Raw genomic sequence first — 15,516 nt, forward strand, 5'->3', positions numbered from 1 at the left:
GGGCCAGACCATGATTTTGCATGAAATGATTTCTTACGAAACACTGCGCCTGATCTGGTGGCTGCTGATCGGCATCTTGCTGGTGGGCTTTGCCATCACGGACGGCTTCGACCTGGGCACGGGCATCCTGCTGCCCTTCGTCGGCAAGACGGACCTGGAACGCAGGGTCGTCATCAACAGTATCGGTCCCGTGTGGGAGGGCAACCAGGTGTGGCTGATCCTCGGCGGCGGCGCCATCTTTGCCGCCTGGCCGCAACTGTACGCCGTCTCGTTCTCGGGCTTTTATCTGGCCATGTTCGTCATCCTCGTGGCGCTGATCGTGCGTCCCGTGGCCTTCAAATTCCGCAGCAAGCGCGAAGATCCGCGCTGGCGCGCCCGTTGGGATGCGGCCCTGTTCGTGGGCGGTTTCGTGCCGGCCCTGATCTGCGGCGTGGCCATCGGCAATGTGCTGCAAGGCGTGCCGTTCCGTTTCTCGCCAGACATGCACATCTTCTATGACGGCAGCTTCTTTGCGCTGCTCAACCCGTTCGCCCTGCTGTGCGGCCTCGTTTCGGTCGCCATGCTGGTGATGCACGGCGCCACCTGGCTGCAGCTGAAAACGGATGGCGCCGTGGCCGAACGGGCGCGCCGCTACGGCAGCGTGGCGGCGATAGCGACAGTGGTGCTGTATGCGCTGGCCGGCGTGGCCCTGTGGCTGTGGGTCGATGGCTACCGCATCAGCAGCACGGTGGTGGTCGACGGTCCGTCGAATCCGATGCTGAAAACGGCGGAAGTCCACGTGGGTGCCTGGTTCCTCAATTTTGCCGCCCATCCGTGGACCTGGATCGCTCCAGCGCTGGGCCTGCTTTGCCCGCTGCTGGCGTTCGCCTTCCAGCGTGCGCGCCGCGAAGTGCCGGCCTTGCTGGCCAGCGCGGCCGGCGTCGCCGGCATCATCCTTGGCGTGGGCGCGGCCATGTTCCCGTTCATCCTGCCATCGTCGATCGACCCGCGCGCCAGCCTGACGGTGTGGGATTCCTCGTCCAGCCACATGACCCTGTTCATCATGCTGGTCGTCACGGCCGTCTTCATTCCCCTCATCGTGGCGTACACGACGTGGGTATATAAAGTGCTGTGGGGTAAGGTTGATGGAAAAGCAATTGAAGACGAGAGCGGTCACGCCTACTAAGAATTAACGAAAGGATATAACTATGTGGTATTTCGCCTGGATACTGGGACTTCCGCTGGCGGCGACTTTCGCCGTGCTCAACGCGATGTGGTATGAAATCGCCGATGGCGACACGACGCCCGAGCAGTACCGCGACACGCCGAAATAGGAAGGTGTCGGCTAGACTGGCCCCGCCCCGTGCGCATGCATCGGGCGGGGCTTTTACTTTTATCACAGCAAAATGAATTCGCCGCGGATGCGCAGCTTCATGCCGCGCGGCGCATCGGCGCCCGCCGCCACGGCCCAGGCCGTGATCCATTGCGCGCAGCGTTCCCGTTCTGCCGCATCGTGCAAGCGTTGCAGGCGTGCACCGGCCCGGTCGATGCGCTGGGCCAGATACAGGCGCTGATCCATGGGATCCGTCTTTTTGCTGTAATGCTGCATGGCTTTTCCTTCCCGCGTGGCAACTTCATTCGTCATGGCATAGCCATGTACGCGCGGGCGGGGCGGCCGGATTCAGTTTCGGCAAAAAAAAGCCACCGCAAGGGTGGCTGATGGGGGAGATGCCTTCAGGAGGGCGTCTTGCCGGCCGGTTTTGGGGTGGCAATGGCGATCGGGTCGCTGGCCGGAAAGCTTTCCTTCAGTGCTTCATCGAGCGCTTCCTCCGCATGGCTTTCATTGGCCGGCGTGGGCGAATCGCGCTCCGGTGGCGGGGCGGGTGCGGTGGCGGCGTTGGTGCTCGAATGCATGATGATCCCCTTGCGGTGGTGCGCCAGGCGGCCGGAATGGCCGTGGCGCGTGCTGATGCTTCCAGCCTAGCACATCGCGCAAAAAAGGCGCGCCCGCTGCGCCTGCCGACGGGGATGATGGCGGCGTCTGCTACACTGCGCTCCACTTTTATCGACGGAACCGCCATGACCTCCCTTTCCTTGCCGTACCGCGCCACCGCCATTGACGCCTGTGCCTGGCTGGCTGAACAGACGGGCACGCCTTGGACCCTGGCACGTTTGCTGGAGCAGGGCGGCTTGCCCTACGTCTGGCTCGATTACAGCGAAGAATGGGCCGAGCTGTTCCATGACGGCGTGACGCGCTATGCGGCACCCGTCGTGTTCATCGGCGACAAGGAGCACCTGGCCTCGGGCGCCGATGACGTGTGGCTGCGCTTTACGCGCGACTCGGGCAACATCGCCATTGAGCTGAAGGCGCCGGGACTGCGCGTGCCGGTCGATGGCTTGCACTTCCAGGAGCGCGATCTGTTGCGTTTGCTCAAGGAACTGCAGCATCCACAGCCGGACCCGGCCGAAGCTGAAAAAGCGGCGCCGGTGGTCTTGCCCAGCGCCTTGAAGGGCCTGGGACGCGAGCAGATTTTGATTGCCTTTGCCGGCGTGGGCAAGATCGACCTGGACAAGGGGTTGGCCAGCGGCGTGGGCATCTTTGGCGACGATGGCGCACGCGTGCGCAAGAATTCGCGCGGCGGCAAGAACAGCCACCTGTGGCATCCGGTGACGTTGGCGTTCGGCTTGCACGATGTGCACCGCGTGCCGATGGCGCACCTGAAGAAGGCCTTCGCCACGCAACCATTGCTGCGCGAATGGAAGGCGGACTGGCTGGAATCGCTGCGCTTGCTGGGCGAGTAATAATATGGCTATGTCACCGTCAGATGTGGGAATGCTCCCAGCGTTGCTTTCAATAACGTTTCTGGCGAACGGATGCGCCTGGCGTCGAGTATCCAGCGCCATCCCAGGTAGTTCGGCAGGTAGCGCGTCGCCACGCCGTGAAAGGGACGTAGCCATTGCCGCAAGCGGCTGTGATACGCATTGACGTTCTGCACGTGGGCGGCACCCTGCACACGGATGCCGGCGCGCAAGTTGACGGCCTGGTGGCTGATGCCCGCTTCCCTGGCAAATGCCCGGTAGGCGGCATTGCCATCCGTTACCAGCAGAACATCCTTGTCGATGACGGGCAATAAACAACGGTGCAGCTGCGCCTTCGTCAGCGCCCCTTTGCCCGTGACGAAATCGAGGGTCTGGCCTGTGCGGTCGCGCGCCACCAGGATGCAGACCTGTTCATTGGAAATGCCGCGTTGGCGGGCATGGCCGCCCCGGCGGCGGGCCGGACGCGTCATCTGTCTGGATCCCTTTTCCGATTCCAGTACATACAGCTCATCGGCCTCGGCAATGCCATGCAAACCGTGCGGCCGGTCCGTCCTGGCTACGCTGAGAAAGCGGTGGCGCCAGCGAAAAGTGGTGTTGCGGTGCAACCCCAGCTGCTGCGCGGCCTGGCGCACCGACCTCGAGCCCAGCAGGCAATCGGCATACTCGAGCCACAGCGCCTTGTGGCGCAAGCGGGCTAGCGGCGTGCCCGTTAAGGCATTGAAGGTGCGCCCGCAAGGCACGCAGCGGTAGCGCTGCAGGCCGTGCGCATGGCCATGCCGGTGCAGGTGAGGCGAGTGGCAGGCGGGACAGGCAAAGCGCGGCTGCGCCACACTTTCCAGCAGCGCGATAGTCGTGTCGTCTGGTGCGTTGCCAAGCAGCAGGAGCATTCCTGCCTGCCGCTGGCGTCGGTTCAATTGCGCAAACTGCGCGATAAAGCTGATCCATTCGGCTGGCTGCATGATCTGCTCCCTGCATGGTGGCTATGCAGAGTCAGACAGCACTGCCAAGGGAAGATTCCGGCAGTTCCCCTATTTACCGATGACAGAGCCAATAATATTGAATCAAACCCGCCATGCCTCGTGATGCGCGGTAGCCACAGCGGCGTCTCGTGTGGCGGCATCAGCCTTTCGATACTTTATTCACTCTCCTCGATTCTGCCACCGCATTGCGTATAGCACGCTCTGTAATCTGCCTCGCATTGCCACGTTCCAGCTGTGTTGGCGGAACAATATTGCCGTTTCTTCGAGCACAGTTCCCGGTCAGCATCTGTTTTCGCAACTGCCAGGCAAATGGAGACGGTACTGACGTTCCTCATCTCACAAGCCTGTACCTGGGCCGCTGCAACTTGCTCTTTGCCTGCGATGCATATTTGTTGATTGGTCCCGCAGCTCGTCACGCATTGACGGCCCGCGTCGGAGTCCGGGGGGATAAAGCGATAGCTGGTGCAGCCGGCCAGACTGATGGCGAAACAAATCGCCACAACAAGGCGTGACAAGAAGGAATTGTGGAATTGCAAGGTACGCATGCTTGAAAAGGGCTTTCCCGTGTCGATGAATGGGGTTGAATATCGTATATATTGATATTCTGACAGGCGATCTTTTCACGAACAATGCACTGCAATAACTGTTACATCTTAGCGGGTGGAACTGCTTCTGGACAACGGTGTTCTACGAGCGAGAAGCCGGGCAGTTTTACAGTTCGATCGGCGCCACCTCGGTGCCGATATCGGGCGCCGCGTAATGCATGCTGAAATACACGAAAGCGCCGATGTTGATGGCGACCGTGATCCAGAACGCGATGCGGAATGAACGCTTGCTGGACTTGTGGCGCAGCCATTGCTGCGCCAGTACGGCGCCCGGCCAGCCGCAAAACAGTCCCAGCAGCAACAGGGTGCGTTCCGGCGTGCGCCAGCGTCCCTGTTTTGCGGCGGACTTGTCGATCGCATAGGCGACGAAACAGCTCAGGCTCAGCACGCCATACACGAGGGCGACCAGGGCGGGAATGTGGAAAAAGAAAGTGGCCAGTAAATACAGAACAACAAAGAACAGGATGACAAGGTAGGGCATATGATGTGTTTGCTTGAGCGGGGGGCGTGAGTATCCCACAAGGGGAGCGATGCTGCAGCTTAAAACAAACAGCCTTGCGCCGTATCGATGTGCACGGCGCGGCGGCGGGCGTGGCCCGTTTTCAGCGCTTCGCGGTCGCTGGACAGGGCGATGCCTTCCAGGGCCAGCAAGGTTTCCTTGGCATGCAGGCCGCCCGCAAAGCCCGTCAACTCGCCCGTGGCGCCGATGACGCGGTGGCAGGGGGCAATGATGGAAATGGGATTCTTGCCGTTGGCGGCGCCCACGGCGCGCACGGCGGCGGGACGGCCGATCTGGCGCGCGATCTCGCCATAGCTGCGCGTCTGGCCGTACGGTATCGTCAGCAGCGCACGCCACACTTCCTGCTGGAAAGGCGTGCCGGCAAAATCGAGCGGCACGTCGAATTGCTGGCGCGTGCCGGCGAAATATTCCGCCAGCTGGCGCGCCGTTTCCTGCAGCACGGGGCAACTGTCATCGACGCGCATCGCGCCCAGACGCACGCGGTTGGGCTTGTCGTTTTCCCACAGGATGGCGGTCAGGGCCGCGCCGCGCGCCACCAGGGTCAGCTCGCCCACGGGCGAGGGCACCACGATGCAGTCGTATTCCATGTTTGTTCCTTGATCAGATGGCGCCAGTTTAGCAGGATGGCGGCAGCGTGCATGTCGTCTGCACGATCGCGTGTAGGATAACCTTTTTCGGCCCGGAGAATGTGCTTTGACGACGATCCCTACCTATGACGATATCCGCGCGATTGCCGCGCGGCTGGTGCGACAGCAATATCCCACGGCCGTGGCGGCCATCATCGGCGGCTCGTTCGCCACGGGCCGGCAGACGCCCAGTTCCGATATCGACTTGCTGCTGCTGTTCGACCACGTCGACTGCGCCTGGCGCTCGACCATCGTGGCCGAAGGGCGCACGGTGGAACTGTTCGCGCATGACGTGGCCACGTTCACGTATTTTTGCAAGGAAATCGATGCACCTGGCGGCACGGTGCCGCTGGCGAGGATGGTGCTGGAAGGCGAGAACATCGCCGCGCCCGGGCCGCAGCACGCGCAGCTGCTGGCGCTGGCGCAAGCCATCGCCGCCGCCGGGCCGCCCGTGCTCGATGCGGACAATTTGCAGCGGCGCCGCTACGCCATCACCACCTCGCTGGAAGACCTGGTCGACAGCCGTCACCCGGGCGAGGCGCTGACCGTTGCCTGCCAGTTGTATCCGGCGCTGGCCGACCTGCACTTGCGCGCGGCGGGCCAGTGGAGCGGCGAGGGCAAGCACCTGTTTCGCCGCCTGCTGGCGTTCGACGCCTATATCGCCGGGCAACTCGATGGCGCTCTGCGCCTGGTGGCGGCCGACTTGCCGGCCGGCCAGCATGCGTTCGGGCAGGTTGCCGCCGCCGTGCTGGCGCCGGTCGGCGGCCCCTTGCTCGATGGCTTTATCTTGCTGGCGCCCGCGCACTGGCGCAGCGCGCCGGCAGGTTGACGCACTGCAGCCCGCTTAAAACGCCGTGCGCACGGCCAGGCTGATGTTGCGCGGTTCGCCCCAGAACACGCCGTCGAAGAAGCCCACGTTGCGGTAGTACTTTTTATCGAGCAAGTTATTCACGTTCAACTGCACGCTGGCATGCTTGCTGAGCGCATAGCTGGCCATGGCGTTGACCAGTGCATAGCCGGCCTGCGGGATATCCGTGATCGTGCCCGATGGCGGGCGGCCGTACCACGATTCACTGTAGGTGGCGCTTTGCGCCGTCATGCTGGCGCCCGCTTTCAGGCCAGCCAGGCTGCCGTCGAAGCGGTAGCTGGTGGCCAGGCGCAGCAAATGGCGCGGTTGCGTGGTGGCGGCGCGGCGGCCATCGGCCTCGGCCGCGTGCAGGTAGGTATAGCCGCCGCTCGCTTCCCAGGCGGGCGTGATCTGGCCGGAGACGTCGAATTCCACGCCCTTGGCCGTCACGCCGGCGCCATTGGCCACCATGGCCTGGCCGCCGTCGGGCAGCAAAAAGCCGGGCGGCACCGTGCGGTCGAGTTCCGCCAGGTTCTTTTTCTTCGTGTGGAACAGGGCGGCCGATGCATTCAGCTTGCCTTCATAGAATTCGCCCTTGATGCCCAGTTCCGCATTGTCGCCCGTTTCCGGCGCCAGGAACTGGTTGTTGCGGTCCTTGCTCGATTGCGGGTTGAACAGCTGCGTGAAGCTGGCGTAGGCCGAAAATTGCTTGTTGATATCGAACACGGCACCCACATACGGCGTGACTTCATTGCGCGTTTCCACGAAGTCGCTATTGTCCGTGTGCACGCCTCGCGTATCGTAGTTGCGCGTATCCGTGCGGTACGTGCTGCTGCGCGCGCCGATGATCAGGTGCAGCGGGTCGGCCAGGCTCAAGCGCGTGGCCACATAGCCGCCCGCCAGGCGCGTCACGGTTTCCGTGTGCGAGCCGTCAGGGTGGAACACGGGGCGGGGGATGTTGCCCGTCCAGCTGCGGTAATCGGGGATGAAGTCCGGGTAATTGATTTCCGCTTCGCCGCCCAGCGAGCGCGAGCGCTGGTTGCCGCCGTTCCAGCCGACGATGGCCGTGTGCTTGCGTCCCAGCAAGGTGAAGGGACCGCTGGCGTACACGTCGAAATTGTCGCTGTTCTTCTTGCCTGCGCCCCAGGCGCCCGTCCACAGGCGCATGCCTTCACCGGTAGCCGGGTCGGGATGGCCCGCGCCCGCATAGGCGACGGTGGTGCGGTTCGTGCTTTCCGTGCGCGCATAGCCCAGGTGCATATTCCAGTTACCGGGTAGGCGCTGGTCCAGCGATGTGAACAGCGTGTGCTGCTTGTTGGCCCAGGTGCTCCATGGCGTCGTGAAACTGGTGTTGCGCGGCAAATTGGCCAGGCTGCCATCTGCGTTCCAGTACGGCACGGCGCCCCAGGTGGCGCCCGTGGGCTTGTTGTCCTGGAAATCGACGCCGGCCGTCACCAGGGTGCCGGGGCGCACGTCCGCCTCGACGATGACCATGCCCACCGTCTTGCGTTCGTGATACATGTCCAGGTAGGAATCGCGTTTTTGCCAGGCCAGGGCTGTGCGCGCGCGCACGCTGCCCTCCGCGTTGAGCGGCGTGGAGAGGTCGGCCTCGACGCGCTGATCATCCCAGCGGCCCATGATCAGGCCGGCGCTGGCCTGGAATTCCTTCGTCGGCCGCTTGCGCATCATGTTGATGGTGGCCGACGGGTCGCCCGTGCCGCCCATCAGGCCGGTGGCGCCGCGCACGACCTCGATGCGGTCGTACAGGATCGTGTCTTGCAATGGCGCATTGCCGCCGCGCGCCATGCCGTCGATCTGGATATTGTCGATGCCGAAGCCGCGCGCATAAAAGGTCGTGCGCTCCGTATCGTTCTGTCCCACCTGGATGCCCGTCGTCTGTGCCAGCGCCTGGTCCAGGCGCACGGCGCCCAGGTCGTCGAGCAGCTGGCGCGTGATGACGCTGACCGATTGCGGCGTTTCGCGCAAGGACAGGTCCATGCGCGTGGCGCTGCGCGCTTCGCCCGCCGTGTATGACTGCGTGCCTTCCGTGGTAGCCGTCGACTGGCCCAGCACGGTGACGGCTGGCATGGTGACGTCGGCCGCAGCGGCGTCGGCAGCCTGTGCCGGCAGGACCACGCCGGCGGCAAGGCTCAGCAGGGCGATGTGCAGCAGGCGGGGGAGGGGGCGCAAGGCGGGCTGGTGCGAAGAAGAAAATACGGTAGTCGATTGCATCATTGTCCTGGAATATTGTAGTCGTGTGTTTTCCTATCTCGTCTGGCGAGGTGCACAGTAGCTGGGGGGATGGCGTGATGCTGGCCCGTGGTCTGGCTTGGATAGCAGTTCCACCGCAAGGCCCGGCGCGGTCGGGCAGTGGAAAAGAAGGGCGCGCGATTCCCGTCACTTTCGTGAATAAGAATCATTATCAATATAGGCGATATTTGCCAAATAATCAAGCGTGCGCACCAAAAGAGTGCAGGCAGGAGTGCAGGCAGACCCGGGGCGGCGCATCGGCGGGCCTTCTGCGATAATGCAGGCGCTGATAAAATATTTTCCTCATTGAAAGAAATGCATGCGTACATGGATCGCTTGTGCCGGATGGTTGTGTGTCGTGTCGCTGGGCCAGGCCCAGGAACACGCGCCGCCGCCGGCTGTTCCCACGCCGCTGCAGAGCGCCAGCGTGCCCGCCGCCGCCGTATCGCCACCCCTTGCGCCTGCCACGCCTGCCATACCCGCCGCGGCACCGGTATCGGCACCGGCGCCAGCGGCGAGCGCAGACGAAGCCTTGCCACCGCAAATGGTGACGATCACGGCCAGCAGCGACGCCAAGGCGCCGCGCATCCGTTTCACGGCTTACCGCGAAAGTTATCTGACGGCCAGGAAAGTGTGGCAAGTGTCGAGCGGCAGCGTGGTCATGGCCCTGCGCCTGATTCCGGCCAAGCTGAGCGCCACCATCGACGACGTGCGTGTGGCCTTGCAAGGCAATGGCGCGCCCGTGCCGATCAAGGTCTCCAGCGGCGGGGTGTTTGTCGTGCCGCTCAACGATGACATCGCCGCGCAGGACGGCACTTTCCTGGTGAACAAGGGCAGGGGGGAGCTGACGGCGAATATCGTCCTCCAGCCGTCTGTGGCGCGCGATGCCTGGAACGTCACGCGCGTGGGGCAAGTCTTGCAGGACGCCAGGCGTGCCGTGCGGGCCATCACGCCATGGTACAAGCGGCCGTTCGCCAGCGATGTGCAATCGCTGGCGTTTTGCGCGGCCGAGCGGGGCAGCGCCTTGCAGTTGATGGATGGCGAGCAACTGATCGCCACCTTGCCCATGAACGAGTCGGCCGTGAACGACATCAACCAACCCGTGTTCTGCAAGATTTTCGACGGCGAAGACAAATACCCGGGACACTACCGCGTCGTCATGCCCGAGCAAGCCACGGTGCTGCTGCTGTAGAGGTCAGTTTGGCTGGCGCTGCACCATTTCCAGCGCCGCCGCCAGGGCCAGGTCCATCGTGGCCTGGTGGAAGATCAGCCATTGCGGCAAGAGCGACAGCGCATGGCGGCCCTGTTCCAGGTCGCCTTCATCGACGGCGGCCCAGGCATGGTGCAAGCCGCTGAGCACGCGCGCATGCTGTTCGCGGTGGTTGGCCAGCGAAGGAAAGGCGATCTGCTCCATCAAATCCTCTTCCTCGCGAAAATCGCGTTCGACGGCCGCGATCAGTTCGCGAAACGCCACGCTGAAATGCTGGTCGCCCAACTGCTGCAGCCGCGCCAGCTCCTGAAACAGCGCCTCATGCGCCTCGTCGATGACGGGAACCCCCAGCGCCATCTCATCCTTCCAATGCGATTTACCCATGCCGATGCTCCAGGTTAAGTCCGTCACGGTGCGAAGCGGACTGTTCCAGTTTGGGCGCAGCAAAGGTGGAAATCCATGATCTGGATCAAAAGTGTGGTGAAGAGGGAAGGAAGGCAATACGAAAAAAGCAAAGAAGATAAGGGAACAAATCCCCACCCGCAATCAAGCGGTTTTCATCGATGCGACGTGTTACCGAGCGCCGCTGAAAAACGCCGCTGGCAAGGCGTCTTTGACGCAGACAGTACGCGAGTACGGCAAGTCAAAGCAACGCAGTCAGCGGTGTTTTCTCAGCCGCGCGTATTATTGCTTAGGCCAGTGGGCCCACATGCCTTGCGCATCGACATTCGGCACCTGCAATTGCTGCCCGGCGGACGTTTGCATCGTATCCCTCAGCACGAGGGGCACGAGCATCAAGGCCGACAGGGCAAGGCAGGCCAGCACTTTGAGTGTCAACATGGTCGTCTCCTGATGAGCCGGTGGCGGCGCGGGGTTGCGGCGCCTGCCGGTCACTTCAATCGCGTACGCATATCTTTATTCCATGCTTGCAGTTTAGCCCACCTGGTCGTAACTTCAACTTATTGCTGTGATGCACTGCACCAGTTCGCCTGCTGCCAGGGGCTATTTCGCCTTGCGCCCGCGCCGTGGCTTGCCTGCCGGGGGCAGGAAGGAATCGAACCACACTTGCGTCAATTGCCGCGTATTTTTCGCCGCTTCGCGCTTGACGGCGGCCGTGGCATGGCCGCGCGCCGTGTTGGCGATGCGGTTGGCGGCGCTCAGGTACATGCTCATCCAGGGGTTTTTCATGGCTAGCCTCGCAGACTGTGGGTGGGGCGGCGCGGATATGTCTCCATGCCGCCATGCCGCTACTGTAGTCCGATGGCAGGCGCTGACTGTGCGCCTGCCCACATAGCCGGGCGGCGCCGGGGGCGGGCTGATGTAGATCAATACACGTCGCGACGGTAGCGTCCGGCCGCCAGCAAGGCATCGAGTCCCTCCTGGCCCAGTACTTCTTGCAGTACAGCATCGATTCCTGTCGCCATGCCTTGCAGGCTGCCGCACACGTAGACGATGGCCCCTTGCGCCAGCCAGTCGCGCAGTTCGCCGGCGCTGGCGCGCAGGCGGTCTTGCACGTATTGCTGTGTTTCACCATCGCGCGAAAAGACACGGTCCAGGCGCGCAAGGTGGCCAGCGTCCAGCCAGCCTTGCAACTCTGCGCCGCAGATACTGTCAAAAGCTTGCTGGCGCTCGCCGAACAGCAGCCAGTTGCGGGCCAGTCCCGCCCGCTGGCGCGCGCGCAAATGCGCACGCAAGCCGGCCAGGCCGGAACCGTTGCCGATGTAAATGCAGGGCACGTCGACCAGGGCGGGCGCGAAGGCGGGATTGGCTTGCAGGCGCAGGCGGATGGGGGTGTCCAGCGGGGCGAAGCGCGTGAGCCAGCCGGAACAGACGCCATAGCCCTGGTTGTCATCGCCCGCATGGCGCTCCTGACGCACGAGCAATTGCAGTTCGCCATCGGATGGCAGCGAAGCGAGCGAATAGCTGCGCGGCGCGTGATGGGCACTGCCTGCCTCGCCATCGCTGCCGTCCGCATTGCATGGGATGATTTCCGCCAGCGCGCCCGCGTCCCAGGTGGTATCGGCCGGACCCGTCAAGGTGATTTCATGCAGTTCGCCGCCCAGGCTGCCCGGGTTGAGCAGCACGCGGCGCGTCAGGCGCCACTCGGCATATGACGCTTCTTCCTGCACGCCGATGGCGTCGATGGCGCTGCCGCTGCAGCGGGCCAACGCTGTGGACCAGCTGGCCAGGGCGGCGGGGTCGTGCTTGTCCACTTCGATCAGGGGGAACAGGGGCGTGGCGCCCAGCGCCTGCAATTGTTGCGCCAGCGTACGGCCAAAGCCGCAGAAGGCGCTGTAATGGCGGTCGCCCAGGGCCAGCATACCGAATTTCAGGCCCGCCAGCGGCGTGCCGGAGGTGGCTTGCAGCAGGCGCGCGAAGCGGCGCGTGCCATCCGGCGCCTCGCCTTCGCCAAAGGTGCTGGCGACGATCAGGGCCCGTTCGTACTGGCGCAGTTGCGCGGGATCGAACTGGTCCAGCGATTGCACGTCGACGGCCACGCCCGCCTGTTGCAGGGCGCGCGCGCTTTCCAGGGCCAGGCGCTCGGCCTGGCCCGACTGGCTGGCGTAGGCTACGAGGGTGGGCAGGCCCGTGTTCGCCTGGTCCGGCGCACCGGCGCCCAGCATGGCCCGCTGCGCCTGCACGGCCCGTTTCGCCTTGCGGCGGCCCAGGTACAGCATCCAGCCCGTGATGGCGAACAGGGGCAGGCCCAGGCTGGCCAGGGTGACGATGATACGGCCCGGCAAGCCAAAATACGTGCCCATGTGCAGCGGATAAATGATGTTGACGAGGCGCGAACCCAGCGCCTGCTGGCTGTACGGTTCGTTTTCCGTCACCGTGCCGTCGGCCGGCAGGATGTTCATGCGGCTGCGCGCCCGCTCATGCGGCGCATCGCTGGCCAGCCACGTGAATTGCACGGCTTCGCTGGCGCGTGTCGGCAGGCGCACGCTGGCCAGGGTCCAGCCGGGGGCATGCTGCTGGAAGCTGCTCCAGGCCGGGCCGATGTCGACGGCCGGTATTTCCTTCTTCTCCTTGGACTGGCCTTTCTTGCCGGGCGCCTGCGCCTGTGCCATCCTTGGCGGCTTGCCGGCCCAGGCGTCGATATTGTCGCGCACCACGTCATAGCTCCAGTAAATGCCCGTCAGGGTCAGCGCCACGTAGACGACCAGGCACCAGGTACCGGCCACGGCGTGCAGGTTCCACAGGAAGGAGCGGCCTTTCAGGGCAGAGTCGAAGGTGAGCCAGGTGCGCCAGTCCAGCGGACGGCGGGGCCAGCGCAGATACAGGCCCGATAATGCCAGGCCCAGCAGGCACAGGGCCAGCGCGCCCGCTACTTGCCGGCCCGGATCGCGGGGCAGCAGCAGCCAGCGGTGCAGCGATTCCGTCCACTCGAAAAAGCCCGCCCCCGTCAGTGCCGGCTGGGTCGCTCCCGTGTACGGGTGGACATAAAAGGATTCGCCGCGCCGCTGGCCATTCTTCGGCGCGAAGAACAGGCGTGGCGCCGCGCCCGCCTCCGCATACATGGTGATGGAGGCGACGCGCTGGCCGTGTTCTGCAGCGGCAATGTTGCCCAGCTGGCCAGGCGTCAGCGGTGCGCGCGTTTCCACTGCCACATGGCGCACGCCGGGATTCATGACATCGAGCAATTCGTCCTTGAAGGCTAGGGTGGCGCCGCTCAGGCCTATGATCACCAGCACCGTGCCGGCCGTGATGCCGATAAACCAGTGCAATTGAAACCAGACCTGCTTCCAGCTCCAGTGCCAGCGCCGCGGTTGCAGGGTGGCGGCAGGCTGGCGCTGCTGTTGGCGGGTCTCCGGCGCCTCGTCGGCGCTGGTGCGCAGCTGGGGTTGTGGCAGGGAGAAGGTGGTCATGGCGGCTTTCGATAGCGCCGCCATGCAGGGCGTCAGACATGGCGGAAAAGAAGGAAGGCTGACATATTAACGCAAACGAGAATCATTCGCAAATGATGGCCCACTGGCACTGTTGCGCAAAATGCCCGCGCCAGGCCGGGATGATGCTTTTGATAATTTACATCGTCGTGAAATTGTGTGAAAATGAAAATCATTCTCATTCGTGATGCAGTGCTGACCCACTTGACCGGCAAGTATGGCAGCCCCTTTGTTTGTTTGCCCGTGTCCACCATTTCTCCCTCCCTCGATAGCTTTAGCGACCTGTACGCCAGCCACCATGGCTGGCTGTATAACTGGCTGTGGCGCAAGCTCGGTTGCCGCGACGGTGCGGCCGACCTGGCGCAGGACACCTTCGTGCGCATGCTGGCGACGCAGTCGGCGGACAGCCTGCGCGAACCGCGCGCCTACCTGAGCACGGTGGCCAATGGATTGCTGGTCAATCACTGGCGTCGCCTGACCCTGGAGCGCACGTTTCTGGCGGCCCTGGCCGGCCGTCCCGAAATGACGGCGCCGTCGCCCGAAGAGCGGGCCCTCGTGGTCGAAGCCCTGTGCCGCATCGACGCCATGCTCGATGCCTTGTCGCCGCGCGCACGCCAGGCTTTCCTGCTGGCGCAGCTCGACGGCCTGACGTATGCGCAGATCGCCGGCCAGCTGGACGTATCCGAACGCATGGTGAAAAAATACATGGCGCAAGCCATGCTGCAATGCATGCTGTGCATGGATGATGCTGCCTAAGCCAGGCGCCGCCATGCCGCCGGCCGACTACGCCATCTTGCAGGAAGCGGCCGAATGGTTCGCCGTGCTGCGCGGCGAAGACGCCGATCCTGCCGACCAGCAAGCCTGGGAGCGCTGGCATGCCAGCTCTCCTGCCCACCGCGCCGCCTGGCGCCGGGTGGAAGCCGTCAGCGCCGAATTTCGCCAGCTGCCCGGCGAACCGGCGCGCCAGGCGCTCGACGCTGCTGGGCCGCGCCAGAGCGACGCCGCGCGCCGCAGCCTGGTCAAGGGCTTGCTGGCACTGTGCCTGACGGCCGGCACGGGTGGCGCCGCGCTGCTGCGGCGCGATACGCGCAGCTGGGTCGCCAGTCTGCATGCGGGCGAAAAAACGCCGGTCGGCGCTATCCGCCAGCTGGCGCTGGCCGACGGTTCGCAACTGTGGCTGAACACGGCAACGTCCCTCGACATCGATTACAGCGACACGCTGCGCCGCATCGCTTTGCATGGCGGCGAAATCTATCTCGCCTCCGCGCGCGACAGCCGCCAGCCGGCGCGCGCGCTCGTGGTCGACACCGTGCACGGCCGCCTGCGCGCGCTGGGCACGCGTTTCAGCGTGCAGCCGCAGGGCGATGCCACTTTGCTGGCCATCTACGAGGGCAGTGTCGAGGTGGCGCCCCGCGATGGCGGAGTGCCGCGCATCGTGCCGGCCGGCCAGCAAGTGCGCTTTGGCGACGGTTTTATCGGCGAGCCATACGCCGCCGACCCGAACGGGGCCGCCTGGATCGAGTATCGCCTGCAGCCGGAACAGATGCGGCTCGATGATTTCCTCGCGCAACTGTCGCGCTACCGGCGCGGCCACCTGGGCTGCGCGCCCGAAGTGGCCCACCTGCGCCTGGTGGGTAGCTATCCGCTGGCCGACACGGACCGCATCCTGGCGGCGCTGGAAGCGACCTTGCCCGTCAGGATCAACCGCGTGCACGACTGGTGGGTCACGGTGGAAGCCCAGTTGCCCAATCAAAACAGTAAATAAGAATATTTCTCAAAACGGGTTCCCTTT

The 15,516-nt window shown here is 64.1% G+C and carries 17 protein-coding genes; 7 read left to right on the top strand and 10 right to left on the bottom strand.

Annotated features, from left to right (window positions below; translation table 11 throughout):
• Positions 1–10: 10 nt before the first annotated feature.
• Both cydB and cydX read left to right on the top strand, forming a co-directional pair.
• Positions 11–1,165 (top strand): cytochrome d ubiquinol oxidase subunit II, encoded by a 1,155-nt coding sequence (gene cydB / locus LSO07_RS12360; protein WP_099393239.1) that lies wholly within the window; start codon positions 11–13, stop codon positions 1,163–1,165.
• Between the two features lie 22 nt (positions 1,166–1,187).
• Positions 1,188–1,313, top strand: coding sequence for a cytochrome bd-I oxidase subunit CydX (gene cydX, locus LSO07_RS12365; RefSeq protein WP_070258990.1), 126 nt, complete (start codon positions 1,188–1,190; stop codon positions 1,311–1,313).
• Positions 1,314–1,375: 62 nt separating this feature from the next.
• Here cydX and LSO07_RS12370 read toward each other — a convergent pair whose 3' ends face one another.
• On the bottom strand, positions 1,376–1,624 hold the full coding sequence (locus tag LSO07_RS12370) for a hypothetical protein (RefSeq protein ID WP_139144250.1): 249 nt from the start codon (positions 1,622–1,624) through the stop codon (positions 1,376–1,378).
• A gap of 89 nt (positions 1,625–1,713) precedes the next feature.
• The gene (locus tag LSO07_RS12375) at positions 1,714–1,893 is read right to left on the bottom strand and encodes a hypothetical protein (protein ID WP_034786014.1); all 180 of its coding nucleotides are present in this window, start codon (positions 1,891–1,893) and stop codon (positions 1,714–1,716) included.
• Between the two features lie 165 nt (positions 1,894–2,058).
• Here LSO07_RS12375 and LSO07_RS12380 point away from each other — a divergent pair, with 165 nt between their 5' ends.
• Positions 2,059–2,781 carry a hypothetical protein gene (locus LSO07_RS12380; RefSeq protein ID WP_151094472.1) on the top strand — a complete coding sequence of 241 codons (723 nt, stop codon included), beginning with the start codon at positions 2,059–2,061 and terminating at the stop codon, positions 2,779–2,781.
• A gap of 8 nt (positions 2,782–2,789) precedes the next feature.
• On the opposite strand, the gene LSO07_RS12385 is transcribed toward LSO07_RS12380, so the two are convergent.
• The 3 genes from LSO07_RS12385 to LSO07_RS12395 all read right to left on the bottom strand — a co-directional run bounded on the left by LSO07_RS12385 (position 2,790) and on the right by LSO07_RS12395 (position 5,491).
• Positions 2,790–3,758 (bottom strand): IS1595 family transposase, encoded by a 969-nt coding sequence (locus LSO07_RS12385; RefSeq protein ID WP_151094475.1) that lies wholly within the window; start codon positions 3,756–3,758, stop codon positions 2,790–2,792.
• 732 nt (positions 3,759–4,490) lie between these two features.
• Positions 4,491–4,865 carry a DUF1294 domain-containing protein gene (locus LSO07_RS12390; protein ID WP_034786011.1) on the bottom strand — a complete coding sequence of 125 codons (375 nt, stop codon included), beginning with the start codon at positions 4,863–4,865 and terminating at the stop codon, positions 4,491–4,493.
• A 59-nt stretch (positions 4,866–4,924) separates the two neighbouring features.
• A complete protein-coding gene (locus LSO07_RS12395; protein WP_092610646.1) occupies positions 4,925–5,491 on the bottom strand; it encodes a methylated-DNA--[protein]-cysteine S-methyltransferase in 567 nt (188 codons plus the stop codon).
• A gap of 106 nt (positions 5,492–5,597) precedes the next feature.
• Here LSO07_RS12395 and LSO07_RS12400 point away from each other — a divergent pair, with 106 nt between their 5' ends.
• On the top strand, positions 5,598–6,359 hold the full coding sequence (locus tag LSO07_RS12400) for a nucleotidyltransferase domain-containing protein (RefSeq protein WP_151094478.1): 762 nt from the start codon (positions 5,598–5,600) through the stop codon (positions 6,357–6,359).
• 15 nt (positions 6,360–6,374) lie between these two features.
• Here the strand turns inward: LSO07_RS12400 and LSO07_RS12405 are convergent, their stop codons facing one another.
• Positions 6,375–8,609, bottom strand: a complete 2,235-nt coding sequence (locus LSO07_RS12405) for a TonB-dependent siderophore receptor (protein ID WP_191909655.1) — start codon at positions 8,607–8,609, stop codon at positions 6,375–6,377.
• Positions 8,610–8,946: 337 nt separating this feature from the next.
• Here LSO07_RS12405 and LSO07_RS12410 point away from each other — a divergent pair, with 337 nt between their 5' ends.
• Positions 8,947–9,819: a hypothetical protein gene (locus tag LSO07_RS12410; protein ID WP_151094484.1), complete on the top strand. Its 873-nt coding sequence runs from the start codon at positions 8,947–8,949 to the stop codon at positions 9,817–9,819.
• Between the two features lie 3 nt (positions 9,820–9,822).
• Here the strand turns inward: LSO07_RS12410 and LSO07_RS12415 are convergent, their stop codons facing one another.
• The 4 genes from LSO07_RS12415 to LSO07_RS12430 all read right to left on the bottom strand — a co-directional run bounded on the left by LSO07_RS12415 (position 9,823) and on the right by LSO07_RS12430 (position 13,706).
• Entirely contained in the window at positions 9,823–10,221 is a 399-nt protein-coding gene (locus tag LSO07_RS12415; protein ID WP_034786005.1) for a bacteriohemerythrin, read from the bottom strand.
• 300 nt (positions 10,222–10,521) lie between these two features.
• Positions 10,522–10,677: a hypothetical protein gene (locus LSO07_RS12420; RefSeq protein WP_161789600.1), complete on the bottom strand. Its 156-nt coding sequence runs from the start codon at positions 10,675–10,677 to the stop codon at positions 10,522–10,524.
• Between the two features lie 162 nt (positions 10,678–10,839).
• A complete protein-coding gene (locus LSO07_RS12425) occupies positions 10,840–11,025 on the bottom strand; it encodes a hypothetical protein (protein WP_099387374.1) in 186 nt (61 codons plus the stop codon).
• Positions 11,026–11,162: 137 nt separating this feature from the next.
• On the bottom strand, positions 11,163–13,706 hold the full coding sequence (locus LSO07_RS12430; RefSeq protein WP_151094486.1) for a PepSY domain-containing protein: 2,544 nt from the start codon (positions 13,704–13,706) through the stop codon (positions 11,163–11,165).
• Positions 13,707–13,967: 261 nt separating this feature from the next.
• Between LSO07_RS12430 and LSO07_RS12435 the strand changes: the two genes are divergently transcribed.
• A complete protein-coding gene (locus tag LSO07_RS12435; RefSeq protein WP_404811518.1) occupies positions 13,968–14,480 on the top strand; it encodes a sigma-70 family RNA polymerase sigma factor in 513 nt (170 codons plus the stop codon).
• A complete protein-coding gene (locus LSO07_RS12440) occupies positions 14,467–15,489 on the top strand; it encodes a FecR domain-containing protein (protein ID WP_151094492.1) in 1,023 nt (340 codons plus the stop codon). The genes LSO07_RS12435 and LSO07_RS12440 overlap by 14 nt, the downstream gene beginning before the upstream one ends.
• The last annotated feature ends 27 nt before the right edge of the window (positions 15,490–15,516 follow it).

The sequence above is a fragment of the Janthinobacterium sp. PLB04 genome, assembly GCF_021165895.1.
GTDB lineage: Bacteria > Pseudomonadota > Gammaproteobacteria > Burkholderiales > Burkholderiaceae_D > Janthinobacterium > Janthinobacterium lividum.

Excerpts from the sequence above, each read along its gene's own strand:
- LSO07_RS12385 (WP_151094475.1), bottom strand. The coding sequence starts at position 3,758 with ATGCAGCCAGCCGAATGGATCAGCTTTATCGCGCAGTTTGCGCAATTG.
- LSO07_RS12390 (WP_034786011.1), bottom strand. The coding sequence starts at position 4,865 with ATGCCCTACCTTGTCATCCTGTTCTTTGTTGTTCTGTATTTACTGGCC.
- LSO07_RS12425 (WP_099387374.1), bottom strand. The coding sequence starts at position 11,025 with ATGAAAAACCCCTGGATGAGCATGTACCTGAGCGCCGCCAACCGCATC.
- LSO07_RS12410 (WP_151094484.1), top strand. The coding sequence starts at position 8,947 with ATGCGTACATGGATCGCTTGTGCCGGATGGTTGTGTGTCGTGTCGCTG.
- cydX (WP_070258990.1), top strand. The coding sequence starts at position 1,188 with ATGTGGTATTTCGCCTGGATACTGGGACTTCCGCTGGCGGCGACTTTC.
- LSO07_RS12430 (WP_151094486.1), bottom strand. The coding sequence starts at position 13,706 with ATGACCACCTTCTCCCTGCCACAACCCCAGCTGCGCACCAGCGCCGAC.
- LSO07_RS12405 (WP_191909655.1), bottom strand. The coding sequence starts at position 8,609 with ATGCAATCGACTACCGTATTTTCTTCTTCGCACCAGCCCGCCTTGCGC.
- LSO07_RS12370 (WP_139144250.1), bottom strand. The coding sequence starts at position 1,624 with ATGACGAATGAAGTTGCCACGCGGGAAGGAAAAGCCATGCAGCATTAC.
- LSO07_RS12375 (WP_034786014.1), bottom strand. The coding sequence starts at position 1,893 with ATGCATTCGAGCACCAACGCCGCCACCGCACCCGCCCCGCCACCGGAG.
- LSO07_RS12440 (WP_151094492.1), top strand. The coding sequence starts at position 14,467 with ATGATGCTGCCTAAGCCAGGCGCCGCCATGCCGCCGGCCGACTACGCC.
- LSO07_RS12380 (WP_151094472.1), top strand. The coding sequence starts at position 2,059 with ATGACCTCCCTTTCCTTGCCGTACCGCGCCACCGCCATTGACGCCTGT.
- cydB (WP_099393239.1), top strand. The coding sequence starts at position 11 with ATGATTTTGCATGAAATGATTTCTTACGAAACACTGCGCCTGATCTGG.
- LSO07_RS12420 (WP_161789600.1), bottom strand. The coding sequence starts at position 10,677 with ATGTTGACACTCAAAGTGCTGGCCTGCCTTGCCCTGTCGGCCTTGATG.
- LSO07_RS12395 (WP_092610646.1), bottom strand. The coding sequence starts at position 5,491 with ATGGAATACGACTGCATCGTGGTGCCCTCGCCCGTGGGCGAGCTGACC.
- LSO07_RS12415 (WP_034786005.1), bottom strand. The coding sequence starts at position 10,221 with ATGGGTAAATCGCATTGGAAGGATGAGATGGCGCTGGGGGTTCCCGTC.